The following is a 14,978-nucleotide window of genomic DNA, read 5'->3' as shown; positions in this document are numbered from 1 at the left end:
AGTTCGCAGGGGTCGCTCAGGGCGCGCTCATCTGGAAGGTGTGGGCGAAGAAGGCCAGCATGTCGGCACGCTCCTCGATGATCTTGGAGGTCGGCTTGCCGGCGCCATGGCCGGCCTGCGTCTCGATGCGGATCAGCTTGGGCGCCGGGCCGGTGTCGGCGGCCTGCAGGGCGGCGGTGTACTTGAAGCTGTGCGCCGGCACGACGCGGTCGTCGTGGTCGCCGGTGGTGACCATGATGGCCGGGTACTTCACGCCCGACTTGATGGTGTGCAGGGGCGAGTAGGCAGCCAGGGCCTTGAACTCCTCGGCGTTCTCGGACGAACCGTAGTCCGGCACCCAGGCCCAGCCGATGGTGAATTTGTGGAAGCGCAGCATGTCCATCACGCCGACCTGGGGCACGGCCGCGCCGAACAGCTCGGGCCGCTGGTTGAGCACCGCGCCGACCAGCAGGCCGCCGTTGGAGCCGCCGTTGATGGCCAGCTTGGCCGGCTGCGTGTACTTCTGCGCCACCAGCCATTCGCCGGCGGCGATGAAGTCGTCGAACACGTTCTGCTTCTTCAGCTTGGTGCCGGCTTCGTGCCAGGCCGAGCCGTACTCGCCACCGCCACGGATGGAGGCCAACACGTAGACGCCGCCCATCTTCATCCAGGCCGCCGATGTGATGCCATAGCTGGGCGTCATCGAGGCGTTGAAGCCGCCGTAGCCGTAGAGCAGGGTCGGGTTCGTGCCGTCCAGCTTCAGGCCCTTTTTGTGGGCCAGGAAAATGGGGAAGCGGGTGCCGTCCTTGCTGGTGACGAATTCGCGGTGGGTCTCGAACTGATCGGCATCGAAGGCAGTCTGCGGGCGCTTGAACAGGCTGACCTTGTTGGCGGCCACGTCATAGCGGTAGACGGCGCTGGGCGTCGTCAGGCTGGTGTAGTTGAAGAAGGTCTCGCGGTCCTGCACGCGGCCGCCGAAGCCGCTGGCGGTGCCCACGCCGGGCAGCTGCACCTCGCCCTGCAGCTTGCCGTCCAGGCCGTGGCGGCGCACCAGGGTGGAGGCGTCGCGCAGATAGCTCAGCAGCAGGCGGCCGCTCACGGCAGAGGCGCCGGTCATGGCGTCGGGGCCCTCGGCCACCAGGGTCTTCCAGGCTTCCTTGCCCGAAGCCTTGAGGTCGACGGCGATCAGGCGGCCGCGCGGCGCGTCCTTGTCGGTCTTGACGATCAGGCTGTTGCCGTTCAAGCCCACGGCCTGGTATTGCGCATCGAAAGCCAGGCTGATGGCCTTGGGCTCGCCGCCGGCAAAACCACCTTTGACCAAGGGCAGCACCATCAGGCCGTTCTTGGAGCCGCCCTTCCAAACATTGATGATCAGCAGTTTGCCGTCATCGGAAACGCTGCTGCCGAAGCCCCATTCCTTTTCCTGAGGGTTGGCGGCTACCAGCACATCGGCCGACTGCGGCGTGCCCAGGCGGTGGTAGAAGTGTTTCTGGAAATAGTTCGCGCCGGTCAGGGCCGCGCCCTCGGCTGGGGCGTCGTAGCGCGAGTAGAAGAAGCCCTTGCCGTCCGGCGTCCAGGTGGCGCTGGAGAACTTCACCCATTCGATGGCATCGGGCAGGTCGTGGCCGGTGGCGAGATCGCGCACCTTCCAGGTCTGCCAGTCGGAGCCGGCTTTGGAGCTGCCGTAGGCCAGCAGCTTGCCATTGGGCGAAGGTGCATAACCGCTGATCGCCACGGTGCCATCCTGGCTCAGGGTGTTCGGGTCCAGGGCGATGCTGGGCTGTTCCTTCAGCGACTTGGCGGTGTAGAGCACCGATTGCTGCTGCAGGCCGTTGTTGCGGGTCCAGAAGTAGCGGCCGCCTTCCTTGAAGGGCACGCCGAACTTCTCGAAGTTGTAGAGCTCGGTGTAGAGCTTGCGCACCGGCAGGCGCTGCGGCATGGCCGCGAGGAAGGCGTCGGTGACCAGGTTCTGGGCTTTGACCCAGTCCTTGGTCTGCGGGCTGTTGTCGTCCTCCAGCCAGCGGTAGGGGTCGGCCACGGCCGTGCCGTGGTAGTTGTCGGTCTGCTCGACCTTGGCGGTCGCGGGGTAGCTCGGTGTGCTCGTTTGCGCGAAGCTGGCGCTGCTGCTCAGCAGGGCCAGGCAGGCCATCACCAATGCCTTGTGGGCTGGCCGGATCTTGTTCGTCATGGCGGTCATCGTCTCTTTCCAGAACTCAGGGCTCGGCGCGGGTGGCGCGAGGCTGCGGCATTCTGGCAAGGATTGAAAACCATGACGAAAGGCATTCCCCGATTTGGCCTGCGGGGAAACCCGGGGGTGGGAACAGGCCCTAGCGCGCTTTCTGGCTCCAGAGCACGCCGGCGGCGATCAGGCTCATGCCGATCAAGGTGGCGCCGTCGGGCTGCTCGCCGAACAGCGGGATGGCCAGCAGCGTGGCCAGCACCGGGGTCAGGGCGCCCGCGGTGGCGCTGCGCTGGGCGCCCAGGCGGGCGACGGCATAGCTGTAGCTCAGGGTCGAGATCAGGCCCACGCCCACGCTCTGGATGGCCAGTTGCAGCAAGAGTTGCGAGCCGCTCAAGCTGGGCAGCGCCAGGCCTTGCGTGCCGGCCTGCCAGGCCAGCAGGGGCAGGAGCAGGCCCAGGGAGACGGTGGAGATCAGGGCCGCGGCCTCCAGCGGCGCCAGCTTCGCCTCGCGCAGGGCCAGGGTGTAGGCCGACCACATCAGGCTGCCCAGCAGGAAGAAGGCATAGCCCTGGGCCAGATCGGCCTGGCCGGCCTTGAGCGCCAGCATCGTCGCCACGCCGCTGGCGATGCACAGCAGGGCCGGCCAGCGCGCCAATGCCGCGCGGCCGTGCAGGGCTGCGGCCAGCAAGGCGGTGAACAGGGGCAGGGTGCCGGGGATCAGGGTGGCGCCGTCGGCCACCGGCGCATGGCGCATGCCCCAGCCTGCGATCAGGAAGTAGGGCAGGCCGGCACCGGCGACGATCAGCAGCCACAAGCGCGCCGGTACGGCGGCAAAGCGGGTGCGGCGCTTCCAGAGCAGGGGCGCGAACAGCAGGCCGGCCGGGCCGAAGCGCAGCAGGGCCAACTCCACCGGCGGCAGGGCGACACGCGCGCCGGCACGCAAGGAGATGAAGAAAGCGGCCCAGATCGCCAGGGTCAATGCCAGCGCGGCCCAGCCCAGGGCCTCGCTTTGGTGCCAGGCCTGCTGCGGGCGGCGCCCGCCAAAAGATTGCGAGGGCAGGCCGGCGGCGGCCAGGGAAGGGCGGGAATTGGGGTGCATGGGGCGGGCAAGGCAAGGGCTACAACGAGAGGAATTTTCAAGCGCTTCCCTGAGTGAAACCCCGCAATCTGGCGTGAAAACTGGTCTGCTTGAGGGGGCTTTCGCCAATAATCATTGAAACTTTGATGGAAACAAGCCATGGACAGAATCGACCTCCAGTTGCTCGAGCTGCTGCAGCGTGACGGCCGCCTCAGCATTGCCGAGTTGGCCGAGCGGGTGGCCTTGTCGGCCAGCCCCTGTGCGCGCCGACTCAAGCGCTTGGAGGACGAGGGATTCATCTCGGGCTATCGCGCGGTGCTGGACCGCAAGGCGGTGCAGCTGGCCACCACGGTCTTCGTCAATGTGCGCTTGATGCACCACCGCGAGGACGCGGTGCAGCAGTTCGAGGCCGCCATGGAGGCCATGGCCGAGGTGGTGGCCTGCCATGTGGTCAGCGGTGCGCATGACTACCTGCTCGAGGTGGTGGTCGGCGAGCTGAGTGCTTACGAGCAAATCGTGCGGCGCCTGCAGGCCCTGGCCATGGTGCAGGACATCACCAGCAATTTCGCCATCCGCTGCGTCAAGAGCGGCGCGCCGCTGCCCTTGAAATCGGCTTGAAGCGAGGGCTTGCGGGCGCGCCCGCGTGACGCAGGAAAAGCGCTCGAAACAGCTCAGCCGCACTCCCCCGGGCTGGAGGATGACAGGGGGCCGACAAGGGCCGACAGTCCAGGCTTCGGAAGGCACGGGGCCTTCTTGTTTGATTCAAGGTCAACGCCGAGGTTCACCCATGTTGCGCAGCCTGTTCACCGGTCTCAGTGCCCTCACCCTGGCCCAAACGGCTGCGGCCGGCATCGTCGTCAGCTCTTACAGCATGATGGACGGCGCGCCCCTGCATGGGGCCTATTACGACAACCTCTACAACGGCAACCACGGGCCTGATGGCTGGTTGTCGGGCGGCACCGGCGACCTCACCGACGGCGTGACCAGCGCCTCGGTGGCGGCCGGCTATGGCGCTTGGGCACCCTATGTGATGTGGGACGCTCAGTCGCCCGTGATCCTGTTCGACCTGGGCGAGAGCTACCGCCTGAGCCGCATCACCAGCTACTTCAAGTACTACGCCCAGGCGGCCGTCTACATGCCCGGCGCCATGAGCCTGCGCTTCTCGAGCGATGGCCTGCATTTCGGCAGCAGTCAGCTGCGCACCCTGAGCGCGGCCGAGCGCCTGCCCGGCGCCGACAACAGCGACGGTGTGTTCGAGCTGCTGAACGGCAGTCAGGCGGCCGGCCGCTATGTCGAGCTGCGCCTGCACAACGGCCCCGAACAGCGCTGGTTGGCGCTCGGCGAGGTGGTCTTCGAGGGCAGCCCCGGCGGTCCGGTGCAAGGCGTGCCCGAGCCCGGCAGCGCTGCCCTGGCCCTGCTCGCCCTGCTGGGCCTGGGCCTGCAGCGCCGGCGCGCCTGAGCGGCCGCTGTTGCGTGCCGGGCCTGCCACGGCGCTGTCACAGCGCCGCCATGCCCCCGCCATCAAGACTGCCGACACTGGCCAGCCCTGGCACCCGCCCGGTCTGCGCCGATGCCTTCGAGGCATCCCGAGAGGCCGAGTGCGCTTGCGCCCCCAACGGTCTCGGAGAGTCTTCATTCATGCGCGTACGTCTGCTTCCCCTGCTGGCCCTGGCTGCCTTGGCCCAGCCAGCACTGGCCCTCAATATCGTCCTGAGCAATGACGACGGCCTGACCAGCAATGTCAAAGCGCTGTACGAGGCGCTCAAAGCCAAGGGCCATGATGTGATCGTCTCGGTGCCTTGCACCGGCCAGAGCGGCATGGGCGGCGCGGTCAAGTTCCTGAGCCCGTTGACGCCGCTGACGGCCGCCTGCCTGAACGGCGCCGCCGCGGTGGGCGCGCCGGGCGCCGGCCCCATGAGCAAGGCCGGCTTTACCAACGGCGACTACCACTACGTCAACGGCACGCCCATCATGGCCCTGCTCTACGGCCTCGATGTGCAGGCGCAAGCCCGCTGGGGCAAGGCCCCGGATCTGGTGCTCTCCGGCCCCAACGAAGGCCAGAACGTCGGCCACATCGTCAACAGCTCGGGCACCATCGGCAATGCCCAGAACTCGGCCTCGCGCGGCATCCCCTCGATCGCCCTGAGCGCCGACGCCGACACCACCGACAACGTCAATCTGGCCGCACCGAAGTCGGCCACCGTGGCCAAGCTCAGCGTGGACCTGATCGCCGCCCTGCAGGCCAAGGCCGGCACCGGCCCGCTCTTGCCGGCCGGCCTGGCGCTGAACGTCAACTTCCCGCAGGTGCTGGACGGTGCCAAGTGGAAGTTCGCCCGCATCGGCAGCTACAACGCCTACAAGGTCAAGTTCGTCAAAGATCTGGGCGCCGACCCGGTGGCCGCGGGCTATGGCCTGGGCCAGGTGCACCTGCCCGGCATCACGCTGGAGATGAACAGCGCCCCGGCCACCGAGGCGCAGGCCGAGGACGAGTCCATCGTCTACAAGAAAGACATCGCGGTCACGGCCATGCAAGTCGCTTACGACCACCGCAGCGCCGGCCAGCAATGGCTGCGTCTGCGCCTGCGTGATCTGCTGAGCCAGTGAGGGCGGTCACCATGAGAGCCTCACCTTTGTTTCGCGCCCGTCTCCTGCCTCTGATGGCCTCGCTGGCCTTGGTCGCCTGCAACGGCGGCGATGCCGGCCCGTCCGTCAGCGTGCCGGATCTGGCGCCGGGCAGCTATGTCGTCAACGCGGGCACGGCCGACGCGCCGGTGCCGGGCCGCTATTTTTCCGGCAGCGACGGCAGCCGCGTGCTGGTCTTGAACAATGCGGCCGAGCAAGCCGAGCGCATCTACCGCCGCGCGTCCAGCAGTGCTGAGTGGGTGGCGGTGCCCGCCGCCACAGCCGATGTCAACATCAGCCTGCAAGCGAGCCACAAGCAAGCGGCACTGTCCGCGCTGACGGTCGGCCAGCTGGTCGGTCGCTATGTCACCCAGCTCGGCCCGGGTGTCTGGGCGCAGTTCACTGTGGCGGCCGATGGCAGCATCAGCGCCGGCGCGGCCAGCAGCTGCAAGCTCAGCGGGCGTCTGGACAGCCAAGGTGGCGCCGGTGGCCTGGCCCTGAGCCTGATGGCCAGCGGCTGCGGCAACGCGGTACCGGCCTCCAGCAGTGGTTTTGCGCTGGCCGATGTCGATGAGCTGCCGGCACGCATGCGCTTGCTGGCCGACGACGGCCGCACGATGCTGGACCTGCGCGCCTTCAGCGAATGAGCTGAACCAGCCGGTCTGAGGCCGGCTGGCTGGACCGGTCCTCTCCTGGTGCGCCTCAGTCGCGCCTTTCGGCAGTCTGTCGCAGCGCCGCTGGCCTCTCCGGAGGCCGCTGCTACATTGGCCCCCGCTCAAGACATACGCCGACGCGGGGAGACGCTGTGCAGAAAAACAAGACTCAAGGTGCCCGTGGGCGCTGGTTGAAATCCTGGCGCGTGCGCCTGGCCGTGCTGCTCGTGATCGGCGCTGCGTATGGCGCCTATCGCTATCTGAGCCCGACGCCGCCACCGCCCCCGCCGCCGACCGGCGAGGTGAATCTGGCCGACATCACGCAGACGGTACAGGCGGCAGGTGTGCTGCAACCGCGGCTCAAGGTCGATGTCGGTGCCCAGGTCAGCGGCCAGGTGCGCCAGCTCCATGTGCAGCTGGGCCAGCAGGTCAAGAAGGGCGAACTGCTGGTCAGTCTGGATCCCGAGTTGGCACGCAGCGAAGTGGCCCAGGCCGAGGCGGCCGCAGCCCAGCAAGTGGCCTTGATCGAAGTGCGCCAGGCCGACCTGAAGACGGCCCGCCGCGAGGTCGAGCGCCAGCGTCGCCTGCTCGCCGGCGATGCCACCGCGGCCACCGAGGCCGAGCGTGCGGACACCGAGCTGGCCAAGCTGGAAGCCGATCTGCGCGGCCAGAGCGCCAATCTGAAACGCCTGCAGGCCGAGCTGGACAAGCGCAAGCTGTCCCTGGGCTATGCCTCGATCACCGCGCCCATGGACGGCACCGTGGTCAACCTGCCGGTGCAGGAAGGCCAGACCGTGATCGCCGCGCAGATCACCCCGGTCATGGTGACCCTGGCCAACCTCGACGAGATCACCGTGCGTGCCCGGGTTCCCGAGGCCGACATCGCCCAGATCAAGATGGGTCAGAACGCCCGCTTCGTGACCCTGGCCGGCGAGGCTCAGCGTTATGAAGGCAAGGTCCGCGTGATCCAGCCGGTGCCCGAGCGGGCCGGCAATGCGGTCTTCTACAACGTGCTGTTCGAGGTGGACAACAAGGCACGCAAGCTGCTGCCCGAGATGACGGTGCAGGTCAATGTCGAGACCGGTTCGGCCAAGAAGACCCTGACTCTGCCCATGGTCGCGCTCGGCGAGCGGGGCGAGGACGGCCGCTTTGCCGTGCAGGTGCTCGATGCGCAGAACAAGCAGCACCCGCGCCAGGTGCGCACCGGCCTGCAGGACGGCGCCCGCGTGCAGGTGCTCGATGGCCTGAAGGCCGGCGAGAAGGTCTTGCTGGCGCCGCCTTCGGCGGCCGAGCAGGCTGCGTCGGCTGCATCGAAGTAAGCCGGCACCGCCATGCATCCCCTGATCGAACTGCGCGGCGTCGGCCGCCACTACCGCCTGGGCGCCATCGATGTGCCGGCGCTCGATGATGTCAGCCTGAACATCCAGGCCGGCGAGTTTGTCGCCGTGATTGGCCAGTCGGGTTCGGGCAAGAGCACGCTGATGAATGTGCTGGGTTGCCTGGACAACCCGACCGTCGGCCAGTTCCTGATCGACGGCCAGGACGCCAGCCAGCTGGGCCCCGACGAGCTGGCCGGCCTGCGCCGCGAGCGCTTCGGCTTCATCTTCCAGCGCTACCACCTGTTGCCGCATATGGATGCGCGTGGCAACGCCGCCCTGCCGGCTGTGTATGCCGGCGCCAGCGGCAGCGCCCGGCGCGAGCGCGCCGAGGCTTTGTTGACTCGCCTGGGCTTGGGCGAGCGCATGCACCACAAGCCCAATGAGTTGTCGGGCGGCCAGCAGCAGCGCGTATCCATCGCTCGCTCGCTGATGAACGGCGGCCAGATCATCCTTGCCGACGAGCCAACCGGTGCGCTCGATTCGCAGAGCGGCACCGAAATGCTGGCCCTGCTGCGCGAGCTCAACGAGCGCGGCCACACCATCATCCTGGTCACCCACGACGCCCATGTCGCCGGCCACGCGCGCCGCATCATCGAGCTCAAAGACGGCAAGGTCCTGAAGGACAGCGGCACGCCGGCCGACCACCGCCTGCCCGGCCCTCTGGCTGGCGAGACCGCTGGCCTGGCGCGGGGCAGTTGGTGGGGCCGGCAGCAGATGCAGTGGCGTGAGGCCTTGCAATCGGCGGTGCAGTCGCTGCAGGGCAATCGCCTGCGCACGGCGCTGTCCATGCTGGGCATCAGCATCGGCATTGCCGCGGTCGTGTCCATCCTGGCCTTGACCAGCGCGGCGCGCGGCAGCATCGAGAAAGATGTGGGCAGTTTCCTGTCCGGCCGCATCCCGGTGTTCCGCGGCAACCCCAATCTGCCGCCGGGAACCCAGGCCCAGGCCTTTCGGCCCAGCGAGATCGAGGCCATCCGCGCCCTGCCCGGCGTCAAGGCGGTGACCGTTGACCGAGAGACTCAGCTGACCGCACGCTACGGTGCGCGCGACGCCATGGTCAGCGTGCTCGGCGCCGAGAAGCAGACCCTGGCTGCGCGCAAGCTCAAGCTGGTCGAGGGCCGCTACCTCAATGCCATGGACTACGCCGGTTCCACGCAGGTGGCGGTGATCGATGAGAAGGCGCGCAAATCGCTGTTCAAGCCGGGTGAATCGCCGCTCGGTCGTACCCTGCTGGTGGCGCCGCAAGGCATGCCGGCCGATGGCGCGGGTGCTGGCGCCGGAGCCGCCGCCGTGCCGATCGGCGTGGCCCTGCCCTTGACCATCGTCGGCGTGGTCGCACCCGACACCGGGGGCGCGGTCAACTTCGGGTCTTGGTTGGGCCAGGTCCTGATGCCGCACACCACCTTCGGGCGCAAGCTCGATGTGCGCGCGGACTCCGACCAGTTCAATGTGCTGCTCGATTTCACCGTGCCACCCGAAGAGGTGCGCAAGCAGCTGACCTACCGGCTCAAGGCCTTGCACGGCATCGAGGACTTCGACTCCTGGAATGCCGACGAGGAGTTCCGCAAGTTCCAGCAGATCACCGGCGCCATGGCCTTGCTGTTCGCCGGCGTGGGGGCGATCTCCTTGCTGGTCGGCGGCGTGGGGGTGATGAACATCATGCTGGTCTCGGTCAGCGAGCGGACGCGTGAGATCGGCATCCGCATGGCGGTTGGTGCGCGCCAAGGCGATGTGCGCCTGCAGTTCCTGGTCGAGGCGGTGGTGCTGTGCTGCCTGGGCGGCCTGGTTGGGGTGTTCCTGAGTTGGCTCGGTGCGCAGGGCATCAATGCCGCGCAGCAGTCGCTGAAGGTCGAGGTCAGCTGGGCGGCCCTGGGGGTGGCGTTTGCCGTGTCCAGCTTTGTCGGCCTGGTCTTCGGAACCCTGCCGGCGCGCCGCGCGGCGGCCCTGAGCCCGGTCGATGCCCTGGCCCGCGAATGAAGGTGAGAGTCATGAACAAGAAAACAAACTCCAAAAATGAGCGGATCCGGGGTGTCTCGGCGCTCGCCGCTGCCGCGGCCGCTCTGAGCCTGCTGCTGGCCGGCTGTGCCAGTGGCCCGGTCGCTGGCGTGCCGGCAAATTTGGCCGTGACTCCGAGTCTGCCGGCACAGTGGCAGCAGCTGAGCGTTGCTGCGTCTGGCGAAGGCGCCATGCAAACCGATGCACAGCTGGCCGCCCTGCAAGAGCAGGCGCTGCGTGCCAACCGCGACATCGCGCTGGCGCTCAAGCGCTGGGAGCGGGCCCGGCTGCAGCTTGGCCAGAGCGAGCTGGAGCGTGGCCTCAAGCCCAGCTTGAGCGGCGGCGCTTCCGGCAGCCGCGCGCTGGAGCAAGGGCCGCTGTCGCGCAGCTACTCGCTCAATGCCAGCGTCAGCTACGAGGTGGACCTCTGGCAGCGCCTGGCCCATGGCGAGTCTGCTCAGGCCGCCCAGGTCGCCGGCCAGCGCGCCGATTGGGCCGCGGCCCGGCTGCTGATCCGCAACCGTGTGGCCGAGAGCTACTGGAGCCTGGCCGCGCTGGCGCTGGAAGAGCCCTTGATCGCCGAGCAGCTGCACGGCGCCGAGGCGGTGCTGGCCCTGACCCGGCTGCGCGTGCGCGAAGGCAAGCTGCTGCCCATCGAGGTGGACAAGGCGGCCAGCAGCCTGCAGGGCTTGCGCTCGCGTCTGGCGCAGCTGCAGCGCGAGCGCGTGCAACAAGGACTGAGCCTGGGCTTGCTCTTGGACGAGAGCGCCCCCGCCTTGCCCGCAAGCCCGAGCTTGCCGCAGGGCCAGCCCGGTGACTGGCAAGTCGGTGCGCCGGCCGAGGCCCTGGAGCGCCGCCCCGATGTGCAGCGCGCCCGCGCTCAGGTGGACAGCGCCCTGGCGCAGTGGCGTGCCACCGAGGCAGCGCGTTATCCCAGCCTGAGCCTGAGCCTGGGTGTCGGCACGGGCGGCGCTCAGTGGCGCGACTGGCTGGAGCGGCCCCTGGCCACTTTGTCCTCCAGCCTGATCGTGCCTCTGGTCGACTGGCGCCGCCTGGACCTGCAGCGCGGTCAGTCGGTCAACGATGTGGAAAGCGCGGCCCTGAGCCTGCGCGACACGGTGCACAAGGCCCTGGTCGAGGTGGAGCAGCTGGCGGCCGAACGCCGCGAGCTGCGCCAGCAGGCCCTGGCCAACGCCGCCCGTTTGGGCGAGGCCCAGCAGACGGAAAAACTGGCGGCGCTGCGTTATGAGGTCGGCGTGATCGCTCGCGCCGACTGGCTGCAGGCCCGCAATGCCCGCCTGGCCGCGGAGCAGGAGGCCATTCAGCTGCGCCTGCGCCAGTGGTTGAATCAGGCAGCCTTGCAGAAGGCCTTGGCGAGCGCCTGAAGGGGAGGGCTGAAACCCGCCCTCGTTACTCTTTTCTTTCTTCAAACCGTCGCCAGAACTGGCGCCTCTTTTGCACATGCTGATCCAGTCATTGCCCCGTTCAATTCGCGTTCTAGGCCTGCTGGCCGCAGGAATTCCCGCTTCGGCGCAGGCCTCGATTCATGGCGATATGGCCCCGGTGTTCGGCCTGTTGGTTGGCGCCGGCGGCATCTTGCGCCTGGGCATCCTGGGCATGCTCTATGCCTGCTATCTGTTCTGGAAATGGAACCGGGCGGACTGGCTGTTTGCGGCGGTGGTGGCTTTGATTGCGCCGAGTTTGCTGATGGGCTTTGTCGGCTTGATCCCGGGTCTCATGGGGTCGAGCGGCGGTGGCGTGGCGATGACGGTGATCACGGTCATCACCTTCATTCTCGGCTTGGTGAACTGGGGCTTCTTGTGGTTTGCTTTGCGCGAGAAGAAGCGCCGCGCTCAACGCTAGCCGCCATGTGACGCTGCGGCCTAGGGCCGACGTTCACGTTGCTGAATGACTGTCAGTCTCGGCGCCATCCACGTCATCCTCGTCATCGCTGATCCGGTCGCGCCCCGCCGCCTTGGCCGCATAGAGCGCCAGGTCGGCGCGGGCATACAGCGAATCCAGGGATTCGTGCGGGCGCAGTTGGGCCAGGCCCAGGCTGGCGCTGACATGCAGCCGGTGCTGTTCGTAGGCGAACTCGCGCTCGCGGATCGCCTGCAACAGGCGCTCGCCCAGCAGGCGGGCGCCGGCGCGGTCGGTGTCGGGGAGCAGCAGCGCGAACTCCTCGCCGCCGAGGCGGCCCAGCAGGTCGGCGCTGCGCACCTGGGCACGGGCCAGCTCGGCGGTCTGGCGCAGCACCTCGTCGCCGGCCGGGTGGCCATGCTGGTCGTTGACGCGCTTGAAGTTGTCGAGGTCCAGCATCAGCAGGCACAGGGCCTGGCCGCTGCGTCGGGCGGCGGCCAGCTGGCGTTGGGCTTGTTCCATGAAATAGCGGCGGTTGCTGCAGCCGGTCAGGGCGTCGCTGGTGGCGAGCAGGAACAGGCGCTCGTTGGCTAGGCGCAACTCTTCCGTGCTTTGCTCCAGCTGGGCGGTGCGTTCGGCCACCTGGCCCTCTAACCGGCGCTGGCGCCGCTTCAACCAGGCCGTGCGCATCTGAACCAGGGCCAGCACACCGCCCAGCAGCAGCAGGCCAAGCAGGAGCTGGAAGCCGCGGGTCTGGTACCAGGCGGCCTGGATCTCGATCGGTACGCTCAGGCTGCTTTCGGCCCAGTCGCCTTGGCCGTCGCTGCTGGCCAGGCGCAGGCGGTAGCTGCCGGGCGGCAGATGGGTGTAGGCGGCCAGGCGGCGGCTGGCGTCGGTCTCGATCCAGTCTTTGTCAAAGCCGTCGAGTTGGTATCGGTAGCGGCGGCGCTCGGGCGCAACAAAGTCCAGGGCCGAGAACTCGATGCTGAGGCCGCGCGTGTTGGGCGCCAGGCGCAGGGGCTCGGTGTTGGCCGAGGACGCACCGTTGAAGCGGCCCAGCGGCACCGCTCGGTCGCCGACCCAGCCCTCGGTCAGGACCAGCTCCTGCTTGTTGACCGAACTTTGGATGCGCCCGGGCTGCAGCACGGTCAGACCACCCTCGCCGCCGAACAGCAGGCTGCCGTCGGCCGCCACGGCAGCGGCGTCGATCCAGTAGCCACGGATGAACACGCCCTCGGCTGCGCGCAGGGTCTGCACGCTCAGGCGCTCGGGGTCGATCTTGGCGATGCCATCGGCGGTGCTGGCCCAGATCTGACCGCCTGCGTCCTCCAGCAAGCCGTCGACGTTGGCGCTGGGCAGCCCTTGCGCCGTGCCGAGGCGGCGAAAGCGCGGGCGCTCGCCTTCCCAATGGGTCAGCAGATGCAGGCCGCCGCCCAGGGTGGCCACCCAGAGGCGCTGCTGTCGGTCCAGCAGCAGGCTGGCGATCAGGCCCGCGCCCAGGGCCTGCGGGTCGGACGGGTCGGCGCTGATGCGGGTGATCTTGCGGTCGGAGCTGATGCGGTTGAGGCCGTTGCGAGTGCCGACCCAGACCTCGCCGTCGCGGCCCTGGCGCAGCACGGTGATGCGGCCGTCGCTCAGCGCCGCCGGTGGGATTTGCTCGGCGGCCTGGCCCGGCTTGACCGGCAGGGGCAGCAGCCAGAGGCCATCATCGCGCCCGCCCAGCCAGAGCCGGCCGGGCTGGGCCAACAGGCGGTAGCTGCTGAGGCTGTGTGCGCGGCCGGGCAGCTCCAGGCGGCGCAGCTGTTGACCGTCTTCGCTGGCTTGGTATAGCCCGCGCCCGGTGGCCAGGTAGACACTGCCATCCTCGCCCTGCGCCAGGCCGAAGATGTGGTCGCTCGGCAGGGCCTGCTCGGGCCGCTCCGGGTCAGCGCGCAAAGCCTGCGTCCGGGCACGCACGGGGTCGATGATGTCCACCCCTTCACCTTGCAGGCCCAGCCAGATGCGGCCGTCGCGCGTGGCCAGCAGGGCGAACACATCGCTGCCGCGCAGGACCGGGCGATGGCTGCCACCGAACAGGGTCTGCACGCCGGGCCGGGTCGTGCTGCGGCTCAGGCCGCGCTGGCTGCCCACCTAGCTGTTGCCGCGGCCGTCGCGGTAGATGGCGAAGATGATGTCGCCGGCCAAGCTGTTGCTGAGGCCGGGGTCGTGGCGGATGCGGCTGAGTCGGCCGCTGGCGCTTTCCACGGCCACCAGGCCCTGGCCGTAGCAGCCGAGCCAGACCTCGCCCGGCGCGCCGCCACCGATGGCATGGACCCAGCTTTGCTGCAGAGCTGCAAGCCCTCGGGCCTCGCCGCCGATGCGCTCGGCGCCCTGGCCACTGGCCGGCACGCGGAAGGCGCCGTGGGTGCGGCTGCCCACCCAGACCTGCGCTTGCTCGTCCTGGTACAGGCTCCAGACCTGCACAGCTTCTGCCTTGCCGGTCGGCAAGTCCACGCTTTGGAAGGCCGTGGCGCCGGCTGGACGCAGGCGCAGGCCGAGCGTGCCGCCGACCCACAGGCCGCCGCTGCGGTCCAGCAACAGGGCCTGGATTTGCTCGGCCGGTGGCTGGTCCTTCCCAGGGCGGTCAAATACCGCGGCTTGAGCCTGGATGGTGTCGTTCGCCAGATCCAGCCGGTCCAGGCCCGTCGCGCCGCCGATCAGCAGGCCGCCCCGGCCGTCCTCGGCCAGGGCGTGGATGGCCGCGCTTCGCAGGCCGCCAGGCCCGGGCGCAAAGCGTTGGAAGTCGTCGCTCTGGCGCTCATAACGCGCCAGTCCCCCGGCGCTGGTGCCGACCCAGAGCCGCCCTTGGCGGTCCCGGTGCAGGCTGGTGACCCAGTGGTCGGGCAGGCTGCGCGCATCGCCTTGTTGCGGCTTGTAGTGGCGAAAGCGATGGCCGTCCCAGCGCGCCAGACCACTTTGCGTGCCGACCCAGAGAAAGCCGTCGCCATCTTCGGCGATGGCTGTGGTCAGCGAGTTGGGCAGGCCGGCGTCTTGCGCGCGGTTGTGAAAGGTCGCGTCAGCCAGCTCGGCCCAGCGCGTCGGCGGTGCGGCCGCCTGTGCCGAGCCAATCCAGCTCGGCTGCAGCAGCAGAACAGCCCAAGAAAGCAAGAACAGGCCGGCCGCCCGCCAGGCGTGCGACATGAGGCGTGGGGATGCAGGGTGGGCGGGCATCTTGAGGGCCAGTCTACGGC

Annotated in this window: 12 protein-coding genes; 8 read left to right on the top strand and 4 right to left on the bottom strand. The window is 68.7% G+C overall.

Translation table 11 applies throughout. From position 1 onward, the window contains the following. Positions 1-16: 16 nt before the first annotated feature. Both LNV23_RS03190 and LNV23_RS03185 read right to left on the bottom strand, forming a co-directional pair. A complete protein-coding gene (locus LNV23_RS03190) occupies positions 17-2,176 on the bottom strand; it encodes a prolyl oligopeptidase family serine peptidase (RefSeq protein ID WP_263561617.1) in 2,160 nt (719 codons plus the stop codon). 130 nt (positions 2,177-2,306) lie between these two features. Further along, positions 2,307-3,260: a DMT family transporter gene (locus LNV23_RS03185; protein ID WP_263561616.1), complete on the bottom strand. Its 954-nt coding sequence runs from the start codon at positions 3,258-3,260 to the stop codon at positions 2,307-2,309. Between the two features lie 138 nt (positions 3,261-3,398). On the opposite strand from LNV23_RS03185, the gene LNV23_RS03180 reads away from it, so the two are divergent. The 8 genes from LNV23_RS03180 to LNV23_RS03145 all read left to right on the top strand — a co-directional run bounded on the left by LNV23_RS03180 (position 3,399) and on the right by LNV23_RS03145 (position 11,751). Then, positions 3,399-3,857, top strand: coding sequence for an Lrp/AsnC family transcriptional regulator (locus LNV23_RS03180; RefSeq protein WP_263516197.1), 459 nt, complete (start codon positions 3,399-3,401; stop codon positions 3,855-3,857). A gap of 169 nt (positions 3,858-4,026) precedes the next feature. Beyond that, positions 4,027-4,698 carry a PEP-CTERM sorting domain-containing protein gene (locus tag LNV23_RS03175; protein ID WP_263561615.1) on the top strand — a complete coding sequence of 224 codons (672 nt, stop codon included), beginning with the start codon at positions 4,027-4,029 and terminating at the stop codon, positions 4,696-4,698. Positions 4,699-4,877: 179 nt separating this feature from the next. Further along, the gene (locus LNV23_RS03170) at positions 4,878-5,843 is read left to right on the top strand and encodes a 5'/3'-nucleotidase SurE (RefSeq protein ID WP_263516199.1); all 966 of its coding nucleotides are present in this window, start codon (positions 4,878-4,880) and stop codon (positions 5,841-5,843) included. Between the two features lie 11 nt (positions 5,844-5,854). After that, on the top strand, positions 5,855-6,508 hold the full coding sequence (locus LNV23_RS03165) for a hypothetical protein (protein WP_263561614.1): 654 nt from the start codon (positions 5,855-5,857) through the stop codon (positions 6,506-6,508). A gap of 158 nt (positions 6,509-6,666) precedes the next feature. Next, positions 6,667-7,833, top strand: a complete 1,167-nt coding sequence (locus LNV23_RS03160; protein ID WP_263561613.1) for an efflux RND transporter periplasmic adaptor subunit — start codon at positions 6,667-6,669, stop codon at positions 7,831-7,833. Positions 7,834-7,845: 12 nt separating this feature from the next. Next, entirely contained in the window at positions 7,846-9,870 is a 2,025-nt protein-coding gene (locus LNV23_RS03155) for an ATP-binding cassette domain-containing protein (RefSeq protein WP_263561612.1), read from the top strand. An 11-nt stretch (positions 9,871-9,881) separates the two neighbouring features. Then, positions 9,882-11,273, top strand: a complete 1,392-nt coding sequence (locus LNV23_RS03150; protein ID WP_263561611.1) for a TolC family protein — start codon at positions 9,882-9,884, stop codon at positions 11,271-11,273. A 76-nt stretch (positions 11,274-11,349) separates the two neighbouring features. Beyond that, positions 11,350-11,751, top strand: coding sequence for a hypothetical protein (locus LNV23_RS03145; RefSeq protein ID WP_263561610.1), 402 nt, complete (start codon positions 11,350-11,352; stop codon positions 11,749-11,751). Positions 11,752-11,784: 33 nt separating this feature from the next. Here the strand turns inward: LNV23_RS03145 and LNV23_RS03140 are convergent, their stop codons facing one another. Both LNV23_RS03140 and LNV23_RS03135 read right to left on the bottom strand, forming a co-directional pair. Then, positions 11,785-13,878, bottom strand: a complete 2,094-nt coding sequence (locus LNV23_RS03140; RefSeq protein WP_263561609.1) for a ligand-binding sensor domain-containing diguanylate cyclase — start codon at positions 13,876-13,878, stop codon at positions 11,785-11,787. Next, a complete protein-coding gene (locus LNV23_RS03135; RefSeq protein WP_263561608.1) occupies positions 13,879-14,928 on the bottom strand; it encodes a ligand-binding sensor domain-containing protein in 1,050 nt (349 codons plus the stop codon). It lies immediately after the preceding gene. Between the last annotated feature and the right edge of the window lie 50 nt (positions 14,929-14,978).

The sequence above is a fragment of the Kinneretia sp. DJ1R-11 genome (assembly GCF_025717595.1).
Classification (GTDB): Bacteria; Pseudomonadota; Gammaproteobacteria; order Burkholderiales; family Burkholderiaceae_C; genus Paucibacter_A.
Note: the sequence above shows the minus strand (reverse complement) of the source record. Positions and strands in the feature narration are given on the sequence as shown.